Origin of the sequence: Allomuricauda sp. NFXS6 (assembly GCF_040148835.1) — a bacterium.
In the GTDB taxonomy this organism is placed as follows: Bacteria; Bacteroidota; Bacteroidia; order Flavobacteriales; family Flavobacteriaceae; genus Flagellimonas.
In genome coordinates this window covers 38097-56209 of sequence record NZ_JAGEMG010000007.1, presented here as the reverse complement: position 1 = coordinate 56209, position 18113 = coordinate 38097, and the positions used below count along the sequence as shown (strand labels likewise).

The following is an 18113-nucleotide window of genomic DNA, read 5'->3' as shown; positions in this document are numbered from 1 at the left end:
GTACGGTAGAAAGTAATCAACAATAGAAAACAATAATTGTTAATATATATCAGCCTTTAGCCCGCTTTTTGCCTTGGATTGACAGATATGTCACTCCAAAAATAACCACCAACATTCCAACGAGCTGCCAATACGTGAGTTTTTCGTCCAAAAACACAAAGGCGAGCAAAATAGTGGAAATGGGTCCCAAACTTCCCAAAATTGAAAAATTGGATGCGCCCAATCGTTCAATAGCTGCTGAAACCAAAAAGGAAGGAATCAATGTGGCAAAAATGGCCATGGCCAAACCGTAGGCGTATACAGGCCAAGGATAATTCGTAAAGTCCCAGTTGCCCGATACCAAATAATGTATCACAATACAGATGGTGGATACGATCATAGCGTAGCAGGTAAATCGAAGCACCCCGAATTTGGGAATCAACCAACCACTACCCACCAAATAGGAGGCATAGGTGATGGCGCTCAACAATACCAAGAATCCTCCCAATACAACCTCATTGCCCGACATGTCCAACTCATCCCAAAAGGTGATGAGCACCCCAACGTAGGTGACGAGAATGGCTATGAATTGCACTTGGGTAATCTTTTTCCTGAAAATCAACCAGGTCAGAAATACGACAATGGTAGGATACACAAAGAGTATGATTCGTTCTAATCCTGCTTTGATGTAATTCAATCCCAAAAAATCGAAATAACTGGCCAAATAGTAGCCAACGAAACCAAAAAGAAAGAGCCACGCATAATCTGTTGGGACAATTTTTGCTTTAGCGGTCTTTTTTCGAATCAAAAAGAGAATGAAGATATAGAACGGAAGGGAGAACAGCATCCGAAACAATAATAAATCGAGGGTGTCCACATCGTAACGATAAGCCAATTTCACCATAACGGCCTTGGAAGAGAATAGCACCACTCCCAAAACTCCGTATAAAATCCCTAAACCTTTACTGGACATATAGCAAAGCTATTTTATACTCGTAAACTAAAATGTAGTAAGTGGTGTTGATTACAATGCCCAGCAGCTACACGTTAAACCTAAAGTGCATCACATCACCGTCCTTAACAATGTATTCTTTGCCTTCTACACGCATTCGACCAGCCTCTTTTACCTTGGCTTCACTACCGTATTTTACGTAATCGTCGTAAGCAATGACCTCGGCACGAATAAAGCCTTTTTCAAAATCGGTATGGATAACACCTGCGGCCTGCGGAGCAGTTGCTCCAACTGGAATGGTCCAAGCGCGGACTTCTTTTTCTCCTGCGGTGAAATAAGTGTCCAATTCGAGTAATCTGTAGGCACCACGAATCAGTTTGGCGGAACCTGGTTCTGAAAGTCCGATATCTTCCAAGAACATTTGGCGCTCTTCATAAGATTCCAATTCGGTAATATCTGCCTCGGTACCTACAGCCAAAAAGATAACTTCCGCATTTTCATCGGACACAGCTTCTTTTACTTTTTCAACATATGCATTGCCATCAACGGCTGCGTCTTCGTCCACGTTGCAAACGTACATCACGGGCTTGTCCGTGATCAACTGTAGTGGTTTTACAAATTCTTCTCGGTCATCTTCACCAATTTCAATGGCTCTCACCGATTTTCCGGCTTCCAAACCTTCTTTGAGGGCGGATAGTACCGCTTCTTCTTTCTGAGCTTCTTTATTTCCAGTTTTGGCGGCGCGCTTTACTTTGTCGAGTTTTTTCTCTACGCTCTCCAAATCTTTCAGCTGTAGTTCCATATCAATGGTTTCCTTGTCCCTGATTGGGTCTACCGAACCATCGACATGAACCACATTGTCATTATCAAAACAGCGAAGTACGTGCAGAATAGCATCGGTTTCGCGGATGTTTCCCAAAAACTGGTTTCCAAGTCCCTCACCTTTGCTGGCACCTTTCACCAAACCAGCAATGTCAACAATCTCTACGGTTGCGGGGATTACACGCTCAGGATTTACCAATTCTTCCAATTTCTCCAGACGTTGGTCGGGTACATTCACCACACCAATATTGGGTTCAATGGTACAAAAAGGGAAATTGGCACTTTGTGCCTTTGCGTTGGACAAACAGTTGAAAAGTGTTGATTTTCCTACGTTTGGTAATCCTACAATGCCTGCTTTCATTGAGTAGCAATTAGATTTTAAAGTTCAGATTTTAGAAATCAGAATTCAAGTATTTAGTACTCATTCAATTTTAACAATTTTGGTTTCACCCCTCATTGTTTATTGGACATTGATAATTGAAAACTGATTTAAGGCTGCAAATATAAGTTGAAGTTTTGGTACTGGAGCTTAATAACCTTGAATCAATAGGTAAAGCCCAATAATTACCAAGGCGATGATCCCAAAAATGGCGATCAAGGACAATATACATCCTGCTTGTTTCCAAATACCGTTGTATGCTTTCTCTTTTTCTTGCATAAAAAAACCCGAACCATTTAAGATTCGGGCTAAATTAAATGTTTTTTATTGCTTAACCATCGGGGTGCATAAACTTTTGCTTGCCCAATAGTTCTTCTTCACTTTCTACGTGGTCTTCATCGGGAACACAGCAATCCACCGGACATACGGCCGCGCATTGTGGTTCTTCGTGAAACCCTTGACATTCCGTGCATTTATCGGGAACTATATAATAAAGCTCATCGCTAACAGGCTCTTGAACTTCATCGGCATTTACTTCTTTGCCATTGGGCAGTACAACGTCTCCCTTTAACGAGGTTCCATCACTATACCTCCATTCATCTGCACCTTCATAAATTGCTGTGTTAGGGCATTCTGGCTCGCAAGCACCACAATTTATGCATTCATCTGTTATAATAATTGCCATAATTTTCTTTTCCTTTTGGGCTGATTCTTATCAGCATGCTTACTTTTGACAAAAATAAACCCTAGTAATTTAGTGTACAAATTTAATGGCATCAGATACAAATACCATAGCTGCTTTTGTTAAACTTGGAAAATACCTAACGGATTTTTGTGATAATTGTTATTCCAAGACCGATGAAGTCGATTCGGAATTGAAGAAAATCGTTGCGCAAGCGCGACACCACAACGGATGGTTTACCGAGGATAACATATTGTTTGCTCTAAAGCAATGGGGGTATTTGCTTACAGAAGAAAATCTTAAGGCATGGTTGTCCAATTATACCTTTAAAAAGTATAGCGAGCCAAAAACAGTGGGCATAGTGATGGCTGGGAACATCCCGTTAGTGGGGTTTCACGACTTCTTATGCGTATTGCTGTCAGGCAACAAGGTGCTGGCCAAACTATCATCCAATGATAAGATACTGCTTCCCTATCTATCCAAATATTTGATTCAACAAGAAGCCTCACTAGCTGATAAAATTGAGTTCGTTGACGGAAAACTCGAAAATTTCGATGCCGTTATCGCCACGGGAAGTAACAACACAGGCCGCTATTTTGAATATTATTTCGGAAATAAACCCAATATCATCCGAAAAAATAGAAATTCGGTGGCCGTACTCACTGGCACTGAGACAGAAAATGAATTAAGAGCACTGGGCGAGGATATTTTTAGGTACTATGGATTGGGTTGTCGCAACGTGTCCAAAGTCTATGTGCCCAAAGATTATGATTTTGATACCTTGTTCAAAGCGCTTTATGATTACAAAGACATCATTCATCAACATAAATATGCCAATAACTACGACTACAACAAAGCCGTTTATTTGATGAGTCAATTTAAGATTATGGACAATGGATTTATGGTTTTAAAGGAAGACGAAGCGCTCACCTCCCCCATTTCCGTGTTGTATTATTCCCACTATGATGATGAATCAAGATTAAGAAAAGAATTGGAAGAACTCGGGGAACACATACAATGCGTGGTTTCCAGTGAATCACTAGCGAACGGCGTTAATTTTGGTGATACTCAAAAGCCAAGCTTGAACGACTACGCCGATGGAATCGACACTATGGAATTTCTCCTTCAACTTTAAGAAAAACCTAACCTTCGCAATCGTTTATAGATCCAACATTTTTTAAGACCTTTACCCCCTAAACCAAGGAAATGAAAAAGCACAATTTTAGCGCAGGTCCCTGTATTCTGCCCGCAGAGGTCATGCAAAAGGCATCCGAAGCCGTTATCGAACTGGATGGCATTGGACTTTCACTTATAGAAATATCCCACCGTAGCAAAGAGTTTGTGGCCATTATGGAAAAGGCCCGTACCTTGGCTCTGGAACTCTTGGGACTCGAGGGCAAGGGCTATCAAGCATTGTTCCTGCAAGGAGGAGCAAGCATGCAGTTTTTAATGACAGTTTTTAACCTCTTGGACAAAAAAGCAGGCTATGTCAATACAGGTACTTGGAGTCAAAAGGCCATAAAAGAAGCCCGTTTGTTCGGTGAAATCGTAGAAGTAGCGTCTTCCCAAAAGGATAATTTCAACCATATTCCGAAGGGGTTCGATATTCCATCCGATTTGGATTACCTGCACCTAACTTCCAACAATACCATTTACGGAACACAATTCAAGGAATTTCCTAAAACCGATGTACCGTTGGTATGCGATATGAGTTCCGATATCTTTTCCAGACAGCTCGATTTTTCTCAGTTTGACTTGATCTACGCAGGAGCACAAAAAAATATGGGACCCGCAGGAACGACTCTTGTTGTGGTAAAAGAAGATATTTTAGGAAAGGTGTCTCGTAAAATTCCATCCATGATGGATTATTCCGTTCACATTGCCAAGGACAGTATGTTCAATACCCCTCCCGTTTTTGCCGTCTACGTTTCCATGCTCACCATGCAATGGTTGAAAGATTTGGGTGGGATTGCTGCCATAGAAGAAATCAATGAGCGCAAGGCAAATTTGATCTATTCGGAAATTGAGCTCAATCCTGTATTTTCAGGAATTGCCGCCAAAGAAGACCGTTCCCATATGAACGCTACCTTCAACATCACCGATGATGAATTAAAAGATGTTTTTGATGAAATGTGCAAAGAAGCGGGAATAAACGGAATAAACGGTCACCGTTCCGTTGGGGGTTACCGGGCTTCGATGTACAATGCCCTTCCTTTGGAAAGTGTAGGTGTGTTAGTGGATATAATGAGTGAACTTGAAAAGAAAGGATGAGTAAATACCACCTGGTTTTCGTAGCATCAATTTTGACTTTGTTTTCTTGTGAAAAACAAGAAGAGAATCTCACCCATTATTATATTTATATAGCAGAAGAATGTTTGGACCGGGAACGAATTGCTATTTGTGTTGCTAAGGAAGAATTTGAACGCATTAGGCAGATTTCCATTGCAAATGAAGAAGGGGAAGATGAAAGTTGTTTGATTGTTAACATAACTGACCTGACAGGTAATACGCAGGAAGCAATTTTTAAAGGTTATGGCTTTAGCAAGGATGATTGGCAATGTGACTAATAAAACTAAAATGTGTACATAGAATGAAAAAAATTCAAATTCTAACGGTTGTTACTTTTTTAACGATTTCGGTTTCAGCTCAAGATTCAAAATTAAGTGCCACTTTGGGCTATCCATTTTCTTTAGGCGATAATTTCTTGGCAGATTTTACTGGTGTGGCCGATTTGGGAGTCCAATACCGTATAATACAAGCAGGGGTGTTGGACATAGGACTATCAGCAAATGGGAGTTATTATGTGCAAAGTACACCATTGAGTTCAGTCAACGTTAAGGAAAATGTGATCTTGGTCCAGCCTCGTGTCTTTATGGAAATCAATATGGAAACTCTCAAAGGGTTTCGGCCTTCATTTGGTCTAGGATATTCCTTTTTAAATTCCAAGGTCAAATATGAAAATGCCCAAAATCAGCCTGGAGAATTAAAGGACTATACGGAAGGACTTAATGCTAGCTTAGGGTTGGCTTATGATATAACCTCAAGGATATTTGCTTTTTTATCTTATGATTATATCAAGGTAAATCGTGACAATCCAAATCAAGACAATGACTTTTTTAGAAATGGGAGTATTCTAAAACTGGGTGCAGGATTTCGATTTTAGGCAACTAGGCCGCAGTTGTCCAAAAGGCTAGGGCTAGGTATTGAAGATGACTATGTACAACATGATAAAAAACTAAACTGTGCTAATAAAACTTATAGTTAATAACAGTTAAAAGTTCAAATAAACGATAGTTTAATGGCGAAGATTTTAGCTAACGACGGAATTGCCCAATCAGGAATAGACCTGCTTGAAAAGGAAGGTTTCGAAGTAAAAAACACCAAAGTTGCCGAAGAACAATTGGCAAACTATATCAACAAAAACAAAATTGAAGCACTTTTGGTGCGCAGCGCTACAAAGGTTGACAAAAAGCTAATTGACGACTGCCCAAGCTTAAAGTTGATTGGCCGTGGTGGTGTTGGTTTGGACAATATCGATGTAAAATATGCTGAATCCAAAGGGATTCATGTGTTCAATACGCCGGAAGCATCTTCAGAATCGGTTGCGGAACTGGTTTTTGCACACCTACTTAACGGAGTTCGGTTTCTGCACGACTCGAATCGAAATATGCCATTGGAAGGTGATAGTCAGTTTAAACAATTAAAAAAAAGCTATGCCGGAGGTGTGGAACTTCGCGGAAAAACCTTGGGGATCATTGGTTTCGGAAGAATAGGGCAAGCCACGGCGAAAATGGCCCTTGCATTGGGTATGGATGTGCTGTTTACGGACCATAGCACCAAGGAGGTTACCATTTCGGTTCCTTTTTTTGATGGACAATCCGTTGATTTCGTTTTAAAAAGCAGCGATTTAAAAGAAGTGCTGGCCAATTCGGATTTTGTGAGTCTTCACGTGCCATCTCAAGAAAAATACTTGATCGGCAAAAAAGAACTCGGGCTTATGAAGCCGGGTTCTGGAATCATAAACACCTCTAGGGGCGGTGTTTTGGATGAAGTAGCTTTGGTAGAGGCTTTGGATACCGACCATCTTGCCTTTGCAGGACTCGATGTGTTTGAGTCAGAACCCAATCCAGAAATCAAAATATTGATGAATCCCAAGATTTCCCTCAGTCCCCATGTTGGTGGCTCAACAATCGAAGCGCAACAACGTATCGGGGTGGAATTGGCCCAAAAAGTTATCAAATTGCTAAAGCAGTAGGTTTTCTAAATCTTAACAATGATTCAAAACCTACTTTTTCGTACATTGTAATTTTAACCTTAACACTAACACATAATGTCAGGATTATTAGATTTGATCAACAGCCCTATGGGCAAACAGTTGGTCAGTGGTGTCGCTGGACAAACAGGACAACCCGAAAATAAAACAGCAGAAGTTTTAAGCATGGCCATGCCTTTATTAATGGGCGCCATGAAAAAAAATGCAACAACCCCAGGGGGTGCGCAAGGGCTAATGGATGCCTTATCCTCGAAGCACGATGGTGGTATACTGGATGACTTAGGAGGCCTTTTTGGCGGTGGTGTAGACCAAAATGTAATGGACGATGGAGCAGGAATACTTAGTCATGTGCTAGGATCTAAACAGCCTCAAGTTGAAAATGCGTTAAGTTCCAAATCGGGAATCGATGCAGGTTCAATTGCTCAAATATTAAAAATTGCAGCCCCAATCCTTTTGGGCTATTTGGGAAAACAAACAAGACAACAAAACGTGAGCAGCCCAGATGGACTTAACGGTTTGTTAGGTGGGTTAATGGGCGGCAATAAAGCTGCGGCTAAACAACAATCCCTAGTTGAAAGCTTTTTGGATAGTGATGGCGATGGCAGCATTATTGATGATCTGGCCGGAATTGCATTAAATAGTGGCGGTCAGAAGAGTGGTCTTGGTGGAATGTTAGGTGGCCTTTTTGGAAAATAAAGAGTCAGCTTAACGATATTTAACAGAGCCATTTGAAAATTCAAATGGCTTTTTTTGTATTTTAAGACTATGAAAAAGAAACCGATATACCTTTCTTGGTTATGTTTGATACTTTGTATTGGCCTGATTTCTTGCAATTCACAAAAATCAACCTTGGATGTTTCCAACGAAGAAAAAGCACTATTTAATTCTGAGGATGAAGAACCTGTAGAAATTGCAAATGCCGAAACCGAATATGAAATCATCATCATAGAGCCGGGTTTTTACACTTGGTTAAATTCCATTGCAAAACCAGAGGGCTACTATTCACAGTCTTTTCTGGAAAATAGAAATGCAATCATGGTAATCAATTGGAACCAAAGGGTTTTGCAGCCACAACAATGGAATCCCAACCTTTATGAAATGCAGATTAACTATGAACCCAACATAGATTATGGTTACGAGGTCAACTATAAGCTCTATAACTACTTCATTTATTTTCAAAGAAAATATAACCAGCGGCTAGGACCTTTTCTGCCAAGAATTTAAATTGTTATTTTTGCCCTCAATTAATTGAGATAATGCAAAAAATAAAGCAGCGTTGGGAAATCCAGAAAAACTGGCAAATGCTTTTTCCCATTTTGGGCGCACTATTGGTTTTACTTACTTCTTACACCATTTCTCGGAGCCTGTTACACGCTTTTGGACTAAACAACACAATTTTTGAATGGTTTTTTACCATTGGGATTACATTGCTTTTGCATGTTATTTTGATAAAATTTTTCCTATGGTGCTTTAAAAAAGTGGAAAACAAATGGAAAGTGGATTATAAGTGGGAAATGATTTCAATTTTCATTGTTTTTGCAATTACGGGAAGTCTTTCTGGAAAATTGGCCGGTCCACTGGTCCATTGGATCGGGCTGGATAGTGAAAATGTCCACTCAGTGGTATATTGGACACTCCGGATTCTCTTGATTTTCCCCATCTATCAAATACTCCTTGTTGGCATTGGTTGGTTGTTCGGGCAATATCAATTTTTCTGGAATTTTGAAAAAAAGATGCTAAAACGTATGGGATTGGGTACTTTCCTCCCATAGTTTATGTTTTTTTTAACACCATAAGACAAGATACCTTGATTACTTTTGCATCTATGGTGATCAACCTCCAAAAAAGATTGCTCATTTTTGTTTCCCTTGTAATGGCGGTGGCTATTTTGGCTCCGTCCATCATAAAATTGGGACATACTTTATATGAGCATAATCAGGAGGTCGAATGTATCGCCTATGGCACCAATCATATACACGATGCCCACCTGGATTGTGATTTTCATGATTTCACCCTTGCCAATAAAGTACTTTTCAATTCTTCTTTTGAATATATTCCGGTCGATATACCTGAAATAAGGTATACGACTTCCATTTACACCTTCATTTATAAGCCGAAGGAAGTTTCTTTCCGGGCTTTACGGGGTCCTCCATCTGTTTCATAGCAATTGCCGATTGATTTAAGTTTTTTAAACCATTTATTATTTACAATGAAACAATTTTATATTTCAATGCTTTTGGCATTGATTCCCTTTTTAACATATTCGCAGAATACACTATCAGGTAAGATTATAGACGCTGAAAGCAGTGAACCCTTAGAGCAAGTCTCCGTATATATACCACAATTGGAAAATGGTACGGTAACCGACCAAAATGGAAACTATACACTGAAAAATCTGCCGGAAGGAAACTATAAACTAGTCATCTCCTATATTGGATTTGAAACCTACTCCACATCCATAGAAATTAGTTTAGGCGGCAATCAATTTGATTATCAAATGATTCCTTCGGCCATAGAGATGGATGAAGTGGTTCTTTCTACCCCCTTCCACAAATTACAGCGAGAGAACGTAATGAAGGTGGAACAGAAATCCATGGAAGAACTAAAACAACAAGGAGGTATTACACTTTCCGAAGGAATTACAAATATTCCAGGAGTTTCCTCGGTTTCTACAGGTGTTGGGATTGGAAAACCTGTTATCCGTGGTTTGAGCTTTAACCGCGTTTTGGTTTATACGCAAGGGGTGCGTTTGGAAAATCAGCAATATGGCGGCGAACATGGATTGGGCCTTAGCGACGCTGGTATTTCAAGTGTTGAAGTTATAAAGGGACCTGCTTCGTTATTATACGGTTCCGATGCATTGGGAGGTGTTTTGTATTTAAATCCGGAAAAATTTGAATCATCGGGCGAAACATCTGGAGATGTAAACATGAGATACTTTACCAATACCCTAGGTTATAATGCCAATGCTGGTTTTAAGACTTCTGGGGAAAAATTGAAATTCTTGGTACGTGGTGCCTATGCTTCCAATGCAGACTACGAAACCGGGGATGGTACAAGTGTCACCAATTCCAGATTCAACGAAGCCGACCTAAAAACAGGGCTAGCCTACCAAGCGTCTAAATTTAAAACGGAACTTAGATATAACTATAATGCTTCCGAGCTCGGTATTCCTGAAGAAATCGGGGTTCAAAACAACGACCGTGACCCTTTGGAGCCCTACCAAGAACTTTCTACCCATATTTTGAGTTCTAAAAACAACCTCTTTTTTAAAAAATCCAGTTTGGAGGCTACCTTTGGTTACACAATAAACAATAGAAAAGAGTTCGAAGAACATCACCACGAGGAGCATGAAGGCGAAGAGCACGCCGAAGAAGAGGAGCATGCAGAGGAAGAGCATATGGAAGAGGAAGAAGGAGCTGCCTTGGACATGCGTTTGAAAACGTTCAACTATAATATTCAGTTCAACCCACAATGGGGTAAAATGACGACCATCTTTGGAATACAGGGAATGCACCAGACCAATGAAAACTTTGGAGAAGAAGTATTGGTGCCCGATGCCATTACCAATGATTTTGGAGTTTTGGCCACCTCCCATATCCATTTTGACAAGAGTGACCTTCAAATAGGTTTGCGTTATGATTTAAGGTCTATCAATGGTGAAGAAAGTGGAATTGAAGGGGATGAAGAGTACATACCTGCTTTGAGTAAAGATTTTAACAGTTTTAATGCTGCTGTAGGGTATCGTATGGACCTTACTCCGAATATTATAGGGCGTTTAAATCTTGCTACAGGCTTCAGGGCTCCCAACTTATCCGAATTATCATCCAATGGATTGCACAGTGGTGCCAACCGAGTGGAAATTGGAAACCCTGATTTGGATAGCGAGCAAAACTTCCAGATAGATTTGGCTTTAGAGTATGGAAACAAACATATTGAAGCTTATGTCAATACCTTCTACAATATCGTAAACGACTATATTTATTTAGAGCCTACGGGAGAATTCAGGGAATTGGATCCAATTTATGACTTCCAACAGCAAAATGCGATTTTGTACGGAGGTGAATTTGGATTCCACTTACATCCCCATCCTATAGATTGGCTACATTTGGAGAGTAGTTACGACATTGTTTTTGGTGAGCTAGAGAATAATTCTAACCTACCATTGATTCCGGCAAATCGTTGGACAAATACTTTTCGTGTAGAATGGAATAAAAGAAACCAAGACTACAAATGCTATGCATTTGTAACGCTTCAAACCTTTTTTGATCAAAACAAAGTAGCCGATTTTGAAACAAAGACCCCTAGATACAACCTGTTTAACGTAGGTGTAGGTGGTGATATGAAAATTTTTAATCAAAAAGTTGGGTACTCCATTACTGGAAATAACCTTTTTGACAAGAATTATATCTCCCACTTATCCAGATTAAAAGCGGATGGCATAGCCAACATAGGAAGAAATATTTCTTTCAATTTGAGTGTGCCTTTATAAAGAAGCGAAGTTCCTTTGAGAATAAATTAAAGGTCAATCTTTTTTAGGTTGACCTTTTTTCTTACTCCAAAGATAGGTATAGATCCAAGTCAACGTAAAAGTAGGAATCACGTCCATACCGGGAACCAACTCCTCGGCAAAAGTGACCAATCCCGCAGCCTGCCCTACCCTTCCCTTGTACAAACGGGTCATGAGCCAACCGGCTACAGGAGCCCAAATCACATCGGAGAACTCGCCAATTCCAGGAATAACGAAGGAAAGCATTCCAATGGCATCAAACAACAACCCTAAAAAAAGGTTGCGATATTTATTGTCCTTTTCTACTGCCATAGGGGGAAATTAGCAATTCCCGCTTAATTGAGAAAGTGGTTTAGGACAAATCGGAGCTTACCAACTTCAAAAACTCGTTTCGAGTCTCAATTTTTTCAAATTGTCCTCGAAACCCAGAGGTTGTGGTTACAGAGTTTTGTTTTTGTACACCGCGCATCATCATGCACATATGCGAAGCTTCTATAACAACAGCAACGCCTTTGGGTTTTAAGGTGGTATTGATGCATTCCAAAATATCGTGTGTCAAGCGTTCTTGAACTTGTAATCTACGGGCAAAAACATCGACGACCCGTGGGATTTTACTCAAACCAACTATATGACCGTTGGGAATATAGGCCACATGCGCCTTGCCAAAAAAGGGAAGCATGTGGTGTTCGCAAAGCGAGTACAATTCAATGTCCTTGATAATGACCATATCGTCATAGTCTTCTTCGAACATGGCTCCTCTAAGGATTTCCTTAGCATCTTGCTTGTAGCCTTGGGTTAAAAAAAGCATGGCTTTTGCAGCACGCTCCGGGGTTTTTATTAATCCCTCTCGGTTAACATCTTCTCCAATATCACCTACAATTTTGGAGAAATGTTCCTTAACCTCATTGGTAATTTCAATATTATACTCTTCGAGGTTTCTATACGGTGCCATGCTTTAACTTTTTTGAGAAATAGTTGTTCAGTTTTTTGATCTTTGGATCAATTATGATTTGGCAATACGGTTGTTGCCTGTGATCGTTATAGTAATTGTGATGTTCCTCCTCCGCAACATAAAAGGGCTTTGATTCAGAAACGGCGGTAACAATTGGTGATTCAAAAATATTTTCTTTTTCCAAGAGTTCAATAAAATCTTTCGCCAATTGTTTTTGTTCTGGGGTAGTGTAGAAAATCTCACTACGGTATTGCGTGCCTACATCGTTGCCTTGTCGGTTCAATGTTGTAGGGTCGTGTGTAGCAAAAAAAACCTCCAATAATTCGGCATATGATATTATTGATGCATCAAAAGTGATTTTAACCCCCTCGGCATGTCCTGTTCTTCCTGTAGTAATCTCTCTATATGCCGGATTCTTAATGGTACCGCCCGTATAGCCAGAAACGACTTTTTCTACTCCATCCAATCGCTGAAAAACAGCCTCCGTACACCAAAAACAACCTCCGGCAAATATTGCGGTTTCCAATATAGAATTATTTTGTTTATTCATTTGAGTTCAAAGTTAAACATTATTTAAATGAAAATATCAATTCTAACAAATATTTATAGGTTGCTTGGTCGAATTTACTGCATCAAACTTATTTACCTTTATATATGTTGTTTTATGTCGGTTCGAGTTTTTCCTTTCGAAAAGTATCGAGAACTGGCAACCTACGCTTTAACCTTACAATTCTCGATACAATTTTGTTCGCTTAGCTCAAAAATCAATCGAATTGACCAATTTATATTCAGAAAATACAATCTTTGCGATACAACTGTAATGATTATCTTCGACCAGTGAAGTTGTTTATATGATAAAGGCCACAAACATTCAAAAAAGTTACGGAGACCTCAAGGTTTTACAAGGAGTTGATTTAGAAATAAAAAAAGGGGAAGTTGTTTCCATTGTGGGCGCCTCGGGTGCAGGCAAAACCACTTTATTGCAGATATTGGGCACTTTGGACACCCCGACCAACAAAGGTGAAAGTACCTTGGTGATCAACGATACCAACGTAAACCAACTCAATGACAAGAATTTGGCCCAGTTCCGAAACGAGCATATTGGTTTTATATTCCAGTTTCACCAGTTGCTGCCCGAGTTTACTGCGCTGGAAAACGTCTGTATTCCTGCCTTTATCAAAAAAACACCCCGTGCCCAAGCAGAAAAGCGCGCTAAGGAATTGTTGGACTTTCTAGGGTTAAAAGATCGGTACCACCATAAACCCAATACCCTGTCTGGTGGTGAACAGCAGCGTGTGGCCGTTGCCCGCTCCTTAATGAACAACCCCTCGGTAGTTTTGGCGGACGAGCCCAGCGGAAACTTGGATTCCGAAAGTGCGGACAATCTGCATAAACTGTTTTTTCAGCTACGTGATGAATTTGGGCAGACCTTCGTTTTAGTGACCCATAACCTCGAATTGGCAGATATGGCCGACCGAAAACTCACCATGGTGGATGGTTTGATCGTTTCCAAGGATTGATATGACCAAAGCGGAACTCAAAGAATTTTTGGATGCCAAAGTATTGGAGTACAACCATCCCAAATTTTTGGAAGATGACCCCTTGCAGGTTCCACACCGATTTAACCGGAAAGAAGATATTGAAATCAGTGCTTTTTTAACGGCCACTATTGCCTGGGGCAACCGAAAGAGCATTATCAACAATGCTACAAAGCTTATGGAGTTGATGGGCGACTTACCCTTTGATTTTGTAATGAATCACAAGGAGGAAAATCTCGAACAACTCTCCCCTTTTGTGCATCGAACCTTTAATGCAACTGACCTTGCTTACTTTGTACGCAGTTTGCAAAACATCTACAAAAATCACGGTGGTTTGGAAGCTGTTTTTACCCAACACCAGACCAAAGATTCCATGCAGCCTGCCATTTCCAAGTTTAAGGAACTATTTTTTGAGTTGCCCCACCCAAGCCGAACCCAAAAACACGTTTCTGACCCCAATAAAGGTTCCGCGGCCAAGCGGATTAATATGTTTTTACGTTGGATGGTCCGTGACAATACTGCTGGAGTGGATTTTGGGTTGTGGAAGGACATTGATGCTGCCAAACTCTCCTGTCCTTTGGATGTACACTCAGGAAACGTAGCTCGTAAACTAAAACTGCTCAAACGCAAACAGAACGACGCCAAGGCCTTACTTGAACTGGACAAGAATCTCCGAAAACTGGACCCCACCGACCCCGTAAAATATGATTTTGCACTATTTGGGTTGGGGGTTTTTGAGCGGTTTTAGGGCAAACCATTATCCTTTTTCATTTTTAAGGAGGAAAAAATCTGCTATCTTGTTCAACCAATAAAATTGGTGCATTACTGATGAAGATTTATCTAACACTATTTTGTCTAGTTGCCCTAACCGGTTGTAGAACCGATGCCAATAAAAAAGAAGCAAAGGAAACCTCCGACCAAGACGAAGTAACCTATATGACCCTATCTCGGGATGATTACTACAACCAATTATATGGTTTTTGGTTGGGCGAATGTATTGCCAATTGGACTGGATTGGTGACGGAAATGGATAAAATTGGGAATATCGGGGAAATTAAAACTGGAGATTTCTATACCCGCGAAGATTGGGGCCAACCCGATCAGCCCAGTATTTGGGGAGAAGGAGTGCCAAGTGATCTTTCCCCTACCATCGATTTTGTATTTAGAGATTCCACAGAGATTTGGGGTTCGGACGATGATACGGATATTGAATATATGTACCAGCACCTTCTTTTTACCAACAAGACCAGTATACTATCGTCAAAACAAATACGTGATGGATGGTTAAAATATATTAAATCTGAAGAGGAAAACTATTTGTGGGTATCCAACCAAAAAGCATTTGATTTGATGCAAGAGGGGGTTTTGCCCCCAGAAACAGGGAATCCCGAAAACAATGAGCATTTTGAAATGATCGATGCGCAACTAACCACGGAAATATTTGGCTTGTTTGCTCCTGCCAGACCGGACATAGCTTTAAAAATAGCTAGTTTACCCATCAAAACAACAGCAAGGCAGGAGTCTGAAGATATATCAAAGTTTTATGTTGCTATGCACTCTTTGGCTTCTTTGGTGGATAAGGGGAAAACTATGGACGAGAAAATCCATTGGATGGCCAACCAAGCAAGAAAGGTGCTTCCGAACGATTCCTACCCGGCCAAAATGTTTGATTATACCAAAAAATTGTACAATTCCGGTATTCCTTGGGAGCAAACACGGGATTCTATTTATGTAAGATATCAGGTGAACCAAGAGGATGGTTATGATATTACTTCGCAAGATTTATACTGCAACGGTTGTTTTGCGGCAGGTATCAATTATGCAGCAAGCTTGGTAAGCTTATTTTATGGTAAGGGAGACATCAAACAAACCATAAAAATTGGAGCGTTAACAGGCTGGGATGCTGATAACCCTGCGGCCACCTGGGGTGGTTTACTGGGTTTTATGATAGGGAAAACTGGTGTAGAGGAAGCTTTTGGAAGGAAATTTTCCAATACATACAACATCTACAGAACCAGACAAAATTTCCCAGAAGGCGGCATCGACACTTTTGAAAATATGGCCCAAAAAGGACTGACTATTATTGACCGTGTTGTTACCGAAGAAATGGGAGGAACTATTGATTTGAATAAAAATACCTGGAGAATTCCACTGAAACGTTGAATCCTGAGGTTACCCCAAAAAACCAAGTTCAAAATCCAATAAAAATTGGACTTGATTCAATTTTGGTGTATTTTTACACCACATCAAACAATCATAACTTATGGCTCGTCAAAGCATTTCCTTTACCAAACCGAATGATGAATGGCTTAAATCGCAGGTGGATAGCGAAGAATATTCCAGTAAAAGTGAGCTAGTCAATGATTTAATACGGCAAGCTAGAAAACAACAAGCTCAAATTGATTGGGTAAGAGCTAAGTTGGAAAAAGCTGAAAACAGTGGATTTACCAGTGATAGCAAAGAAGAAATTCTGGCTCAATCGAAGTCAATGCTAAATGACTAAATATAGACTGAGTAAAACAGCAAAGGAAGATTTAATTAGAATCCATCAGTATGGAGTTCAAAAATTTGGGATGGCTCAAGCTGACAAATATTTTGAAATATTTTTTGAATACTTTGACATTATTGCTCAACAGCCTTATTCTTTCGAATCCGTTGACCACATTAAAAAGGGATACAAACGTTGCGTTTGTGGTTCGGACAGTATTTATTATAAATTCAGTGATGGTTTAGTTGAAATAATGACCATCATTGGAAGTCAGGATTTAAATACTATCATTTAAGTTATCCCCCAAAACCAAAACCAGGTTCAAAATCCAAGGCAATCGTCTCTCCCCCATTCGCAATGGATTTGTAGATGGCTTCCACAATCATCATATCACGTTTGCCCATTTCACCAGGAGCTAAATTGGGCTCATTAAATAATACATGCTTTGCAAAATCGTCCATTTGTAGTTTCTGCTGGCTCTCGTGCGGGAATTTTATGGTATCCCCTCTTGAAGTTTCCCCACTCAACGGACCATAATTATTAGCGGGTTGCAATCGAAACCAGCCTGAAGACCCCGAAACATACATGGCATTTGCATTAAAATTGTGGGAGGTGGAAATGTTGCCCACGGCCCCGCTCGGGAATTCAAATTGGGCAGCAATGGTTTCGTCTGTGTCCTTAAAATAATCTGGTCGAGTGCTAAATTCCTGCGCTGCAACCGAAATTGGATTTTCGCCTGTACCATAAATCGCACTTTGGATGGCATAAACACCCATATTCATTAAAGCACCTCCACCGGAAAGCGACCTGTCCAAACGCCATTGGTCTGGGTTGCCCGTAGAGCGATAGGCTGCATCTGCGGAAACAAACAAAATATCCCCAAAGGTTTTTTCTTTTACGTATTCCTTTACTTGTTGGGTATAAGGCTCAGAATGTAATCTGTAGCCCATTCCAAGCTTAACGCCAGCTTTATCACAAGCATTGATGATAGCCGTACACTCAGCTACGCTAATGCCCATAGGTTTTTCACAAATTACATGCTTGCCCGCTTCCGTAGCGCGAATACTGAATTCGGCATGCATACTGTTGGGCAACACTACGTACACTACATCAATATCCTCGTTGTTGGCTATATCATCAAAATTTTGGTAATTGTAGATATTCTTTTCTGGGATTCCGTATTTTTCGGCCCAAATTTGTTCCTTTTCGGGTGTCCCCGTAACGATTCCAGCCAAATAGCAATGTTGGGTATCCTGCAAAGCAGGTGCCAGTTGATAGGTACTGTAGCTGCCGAGTCCAACAAGGGCTATGCCCAACTTCTTTTTATCTTTATTAGCGCCCATGACACAGGCAAATGGAACTGATGAAAACAATGCGGCTCCTCCAATTCCTTTTGCAGTGAGGTTGTTAAAATTTCTTCGGGAAATATGCTTCATGGAAACTAAATTTAATGCGTGCACTTAAAAATAAGAATAATCGCTTTAACTAAGCATTTTCAATTCTTTTAATACGGTAAGAACTTTCAAATTCCTTATTTT

The 18113-nt window shown here is 40.3% G+C and carries 23 protein-coding genes; 15 read left to right on the top strand and 8 right to left on the bottom strand.

Annotation, left to right across the window (positions count from 1 at the left end):
- Positions 1 to 49 precede the first annotated feature (49 nt).
- The 4 genes from J4E06_RS11455 to J4E06_RS11440 all read right to left on the bottom strand — a co-directional run bounded on the left by J4E06_RS11455 (position 50) and on the right by J4E06_RS11440 (position 2817).
- Positions 50 to 952, bottom strand: a complete 903-nt coding sequence (locus tag J4E06_RS11455) for a DMT family transporter (protein WP_349524054.1) — start codon at positions 950 to 952, stop codon at positions 50 to 52.
- A gap of 67 nt (positions 953 to 1019) precedes the next feature.
- A complete protein-coding gene (gene ychF, locus J4E06_RS11450) occupies positions 1020 to 2114 on the bottom strand; it encodes a redox-regulated ATPase YchF (protein WP_349524052.1) in 1095 nt (364 codons plus the stop codon).
- A gap of 168 nt (positions 2115 to 2282) precedes the next feature.
- Positions 2283 to 2411, bottom strand: a complete 129-nt coding sequence (locus J4E06_RS11445) for a hypothetical protein (protein WP_349524051.1) — start codon at positions 2409 to 2411, stop codon at positions 2283 to 2285.
- A 52-nt stretch (positions 2412 to 2463) separates the two neighbouring features.
- Complete coding sequence (locus tag J4E06_RS11440) at positions 2464 to 2817, bottom strand: 4Fe-4S dicluster domain-containing protein (protein WP_349524050.1); 354 nt, start codon at positions 2815 to 2817, stop codon at positions 2464 to 2466.
- 85 nt (positions 2818 to 2902) lie between these two features.
- Between J4E06_RS11440 and J4E06_RS11435 the strand changes: the two genes are divergently transcribed.
- The 10 genes from J4E06_RS11435 to J4E06_RS11390 all read left to right on the top strand — a co-directional run bounded on the left by J4E06_RS11435 (position 2903) and on the right by J4E06_RS11390 (position 11579).
- Positions 2903 to 3949 (top strand): acyl-CoA reductase, encoded by a 1047-nt coding sequence (locus J4E06_RS11435; protein WP_349524049.1) that lies wholly within the window; start codon positions 2903 to 2905, stop codon positions 3947 to 3949.
- Positions 3950 to 4020: 71 nt separating this feature from the next.
- A complete protein-coding gene (gene serC / locus J4E06_RS11430; RefSeq protein ID WP_349524048.1) occupies positions 4021 to 5085 on the top strand; it encodes a 3-phosphoserine/phosphohydroxythreonine transaminase in 1065 nt (354 codons plus the stop codon).
- The gene (locus J4E06_RS11425) at positions 5082 to 5381 is read left to right on the top strand and encodes a hypothetical protein (RefSeq protein ID WP_349524047.1); all 300 of its coding nucleotides are present in this window, start codon (positions 5082 to 5084) and stop codon (positions 5379 to 5381) included. The genes serC and J4E06_RS11425 overlap by 4 nt, the downstream gene beginning before the upstream one ends.
- 23 nt (positions 5382 to 5404) lie before the next feature.
- Positions 5405 to 5977 carry an outer membrane beta-barrel protein gene (locus J4E06_RS11420; protein WP_349524046.1) on the top strand — a complete coding sequence of 191 codons (573 nt, stop codon included), beginning with the start codon at positions 5405 to 5407 and terminating at the stop codon, positions 5975 to 5977.
- A 135-nt stretch (positions 5978 to 6112) separates the two neighbouring features.
- Positions 6113 to 7069: a D-2-hydroxyacid dehydrogenase gene (locus J4E06_RS11415; protein ID WP_349524045.1), complete on the top strand. Its 957-nt coding sequence runs from the start codon at positions 6113 to 6115 to the stop codon at positions 7067 to 7069.
- Between the two features lie 75 nt (positions 7070 to 7144).
- Positions 7145 to 7783, top strand: coding sequence for a DUF937 domain-containing protein (locus J4E06_RS11410; protein WP_349524044.1), 639 nt, complete (start codon positions 7145 to 7147; stop codon positions 7781 to 7783).
- A 69-nt stretch (positions 7784 to 7852) separates the two neighbouring features.
- Positions 7853 to 8311 (top strand): DUF6146 family protein, encoded by a 459-nt coding sequence (locus J4E06_RS11405; protein ID WP_349524042.1) that lies wholly within the window; start codon positions 7853 to 7855, stop codon positions 8309 to 8311.
- Between the two features lie 32 nt (positions 8312 to 8343).
- Positions 8344 to 8859, top strand: coding sequence for a DUF6787 family protein (locus J4E06_RS11400; protein WP_349524041.1), 516 nt, complete (start codon positions 8344 to 8346; stop codon positions 8857 to 8859).
- A gap of 35 nt (positions 8860 to 8894) precedes the next feature.
- Positions 8895 to 9251 carry a hypothetical protein gene (locus J4E06_RS11395; protein ID WP_349524040.1) on the top strand — a complete coding sequence of 119 codons (357 nt, stop codon included), beginning with the start codon at positions 8895 to 8897 and terminating at the stop codon, positions 9249 to 9251.
- Positions 9252 to 9296: 45 nt separating this feature from the next.
- Positions 9297 to 11579: a TonB-dependent receptor gene (locus J4E06_RS11390; protein ID WP_349524039.1), complete on the top strand. Its 2283-nt coding sequence runs from the start codon at positions 9297 to 9299 to the stop codon at positions 11577 to 11579.
- A gap of 33 nt (positions 11580 to 11612) precedes the next feature.
- Here J4E06_RS11390 and J4E06_RS11385 read toward each other — a convergent pair whose 3' ends face one another.
- Genes J4E06_RS11385 through msrA form a run of 3 tightly spaced genes read right to left on the bottom strand, consistent with a single transcriptional unit; the run spans position 11613 to position 13099 of the window.
- On the bottom strand, positions 11613 to 11909 hold the full coding sequence (locus tag J4E06_RS11385) for a hypothetical protein (protein ID WP_349524038.1): 297 nt from the start codon (positions 11907 to 11909) through the stop codon (positions 11613 to 11615).
- 40 nt (positions 11910 to 11949) lie between these two features.
- Positions 11950 to 12549, bottom strand: a complete 600-nt coding sequence (gene folE, locus J4E06_RS11380) for a GTP cyclohydrolase I FolE (RefSeq protein WP_349524037.1) — start codon at positions 12547 to 12549, stop codon at positions 11950 to 11952.
- Entirely contained in the window at positions 12536 to 13099 is a 564-nt protein-coding gene (gene msrA / locus J4E06_RS11375) for a peptide-methionine (S)-S-oxide reductase MsrA (protein WP_349524036.1), read from the bottom strand. Before msrA ends, folE begins: the two co-directional genes overlap by 14 nt.
- A 301-nt stretch (positions 13100 to 13400) precedes the next feature.
- On the opposite strand from msrA, the gene J4E06_RS11370 reads away from it, so the two are divergent.
- The 5 genes from J4E06_RS11370 (at position 13401) to J4E06_RS11350 (ending at position 16870) form a co-directional block, all read left to right on the top strand.
- The gene (locus J4E06_RS11370) at positions 13401 to 14069 is read left to right on the top strand and encodes an ABC transporter ATP-binding protein (RefSeq protein ID WP_349524034.1); all 669 of its coding nucleotides are present in this window, start codon (positions 13401 to 13403) and stop codon (positions 14067 to 14069) included.
- A 1-nt stretch (position 14070) separates the two neighbouring features.
- Entirely contained in the window at positions 14071 to 14835 is a 765-nt protein-coding gene (locus tag J4E06_RS11365; RefSeq protein ID WP_349524033.1) for a TIGR02757 family protein, read from the top strand.
- Between the two features lie 80 nt (positions 14836 to 14915).
- A complete protein-coding gene (locus tag J4E06_RS11360; protein WP_349524032.1) occupies positions 14916 to 16250 on the top strand; it encodes an ADP-ribosylglycohydrolase family protein in 1335 nt (444 codons plus the stop codon).
- A 100-nt stretch (positions 16251 to 16350) separates the two neighbouring features.
- Positions 16351 to 16590, top strand: a complete 240-nt coding sequence (locus J4E06_RS11355) for a ribbon-helix-helix domain-containing protein (RefSeq protein WP_349524031.1) — start codon at positions 16351 to 16353, stop codon at positions 16588 to 16590.
- The gene (locus J4E06_RS11350) at positions 16583 to 16870 is read left to right on the top strand and encodes a type II toxin-antitoxin system RelE/ParE family toxin (RefSeq protein ID WP_349524030.1); all 288 of its coding nucleotides are present in this window, start codon (positions 16583 to 16585) and stop codon (positions 16868 to 16870) included. The genes J4E06_RS11355 and J4E06_RS11350 overlap by 8 nt, the downstream gene beginning before the upstream one ends.
- 1 nt (position 16871) lies before the next feature.
- On the opposite strand, the gene J4E06_RS11345 is transcribed toward J4E06_RS11350, so the two are convergent.
- Complete coding sequence (locus tag J4E06_RS11345) at positions 16872 to 18011, bottom strand: Gfo/Idh/MocA family protein (protein ID WP_349524029.1); 1140 nt, start codon at positions 18009 to 18011, stop codon at positions 16872 to 16874.
- Positions 18012 to 18113: the final 102 nt, after the last annotated feature.

Bases quoted from the DNA above. Each gene is read 5' to 3' on its own strand.
- J4E06_RS11365 (WP_349524033.1), top strand. From the start codon at position 14,071: ATGACCAAAGCGGAACTCAAAGAATTTTTGGATGCCAAAGTATTGGAG.
- J4E06_RS11405 (WP_349524042.1), top strand. From the start codon at position 7,853: ATGAAAAAGAAACCGATATACCTTTCTTGGTTATGTTTGATACTTTGT.
- serC (WP_349524048.1), top strand. From the start codon at position 4,021: ATGAAAAAGCACAATTTTAGCGCAGGTCCCTGTATTCTGCCCGCAGAG.
- J4E06_RS11445 (WP_349524051.1), bottom strand. From the start codon at position 2,411: ATGCAAGAAAAAGAGAAAGCATACAACGGTATTTGGAAACAAGCAGGA.
- J4E06_RS11420 (WP_349524046.1), top strand. From the start codon at position 5,405: ATGAAAAAAATTCAAATTCTAACGGTTGTTACTTTTTTAACGATTTCG.
- J4E06_RS11390 (WP_349524039.1), top strand. From the start codon at position 9,297: ATGAAACAATTTTATATTTCAATGCTTTTGGCATTGATTCCCTTTTTA.
- J4E06_RS11350 (WP_349524030.1), top strand. From the start codon at position 16,583: ATGACTAAATATAGACTGAGTAAAACAGCAAAGGAAGATTTAATTAGA.
- J4E06_RS11355 (WP_349524031.1), top strand. From the start codon at position 16,351: ATGGCTCGTCAAAGCATTTCCTTTACCAAACCGAATGATGAATGGCTT.
- J4E06_RS11385 (WP_349524038.1), bottom strand. From the start codon at position 11,909: ATGGCAGTAGAAAAGGACAATAAATATCGCAACCTTTTTTTAGGGTTG.
- J4E06_RS11425 (WP_349524047.1), top strand. From the start codon at position 5,082: ATGAGTAAATACCACCTGGTTTTCGTAGCATCAATTTTGACTTTGTTT.
- J4E06_RS11370 (WP_349524034.1), top strand. From the start codon at position 13,401: ATGATAAAGGCCACAAACATTCAAAAAAGTTACGGAGACCTCAAGGTT.
- J4E06_RS11440 (WP_349524050.1), bottom strand. From the start codon at position 2,817: ATGGCAATTATTATAACAGATGAATGCATAAATTGTGGTGCTTGCGAG.
- msrA (WP_349524036.1), bottom strand. From the start codon at position 13,099: ATGAATAAACAAAATAATTCTATATTGGAAACCGCAATATTTGCCGGA.
- J4E06_RS11360 (WP_349524032.1), top strand. From the start codon at position 14,916: ATGAAGATTTATCTAACACTATTTTGTCTAGTTGCCCTAACCGGTTGT.
- J4E06_RS11345 (WP_349524029.1), bottom strand. From the start codon at position 18,011: ATGAAGCATATTTCCCGAAGAAATTTTAACAACCTCACTGCAAAAGGA.
- ychF (WP_349524052.1), bottom strand. From the start codon at position 2,114: ATGAAAGCAGGCATTGTAGGATTACCAAACGTAGGAAAATCAACACTT.
- J4E06_RS11400 (WP_349524041.1), top strand. From the start codon at position 8,344: ATGCAAAAAATAAAGCAGCGTTGGGAAATCCAGAAAAACTGGCAAATG.
- J4E06_RS11455 (WP_349524054.1), bottom strand. From the start codon at position 952: ATGTCCAGTAAAGGTTTAGGGATTTTATACGGAGTTTTGGGAGTGGTG.
- folE (WP_349524037.1), bottom strand. From the start codon at position 12,549: ATGGCACCGTATAGAAACCTCGAAGAGTATAATATTGAAATTACCAAT.
- J4E06_RS11415 (WP_349524045.1), top strand. From the start codon at position 6,113: ATGGCGAAGATTTTAGCTAACGACGGAATTGCCCAATCAGGAATAGAC.
- J4E06_RS11435 (WP_349524049.1), top strand. From the start codon at position 2,903: ATGGCATCAGATACAAATACCATAGCTGCTTTTGTTAAACTTGGAAAA.
- J4E06_RS11410 (WP_349524044.1), top strand. From the start codon at position 7,145: ATGTCAGGATTATTAGATTTGATCAACAGCCCTATGGGCAAACAGTTG.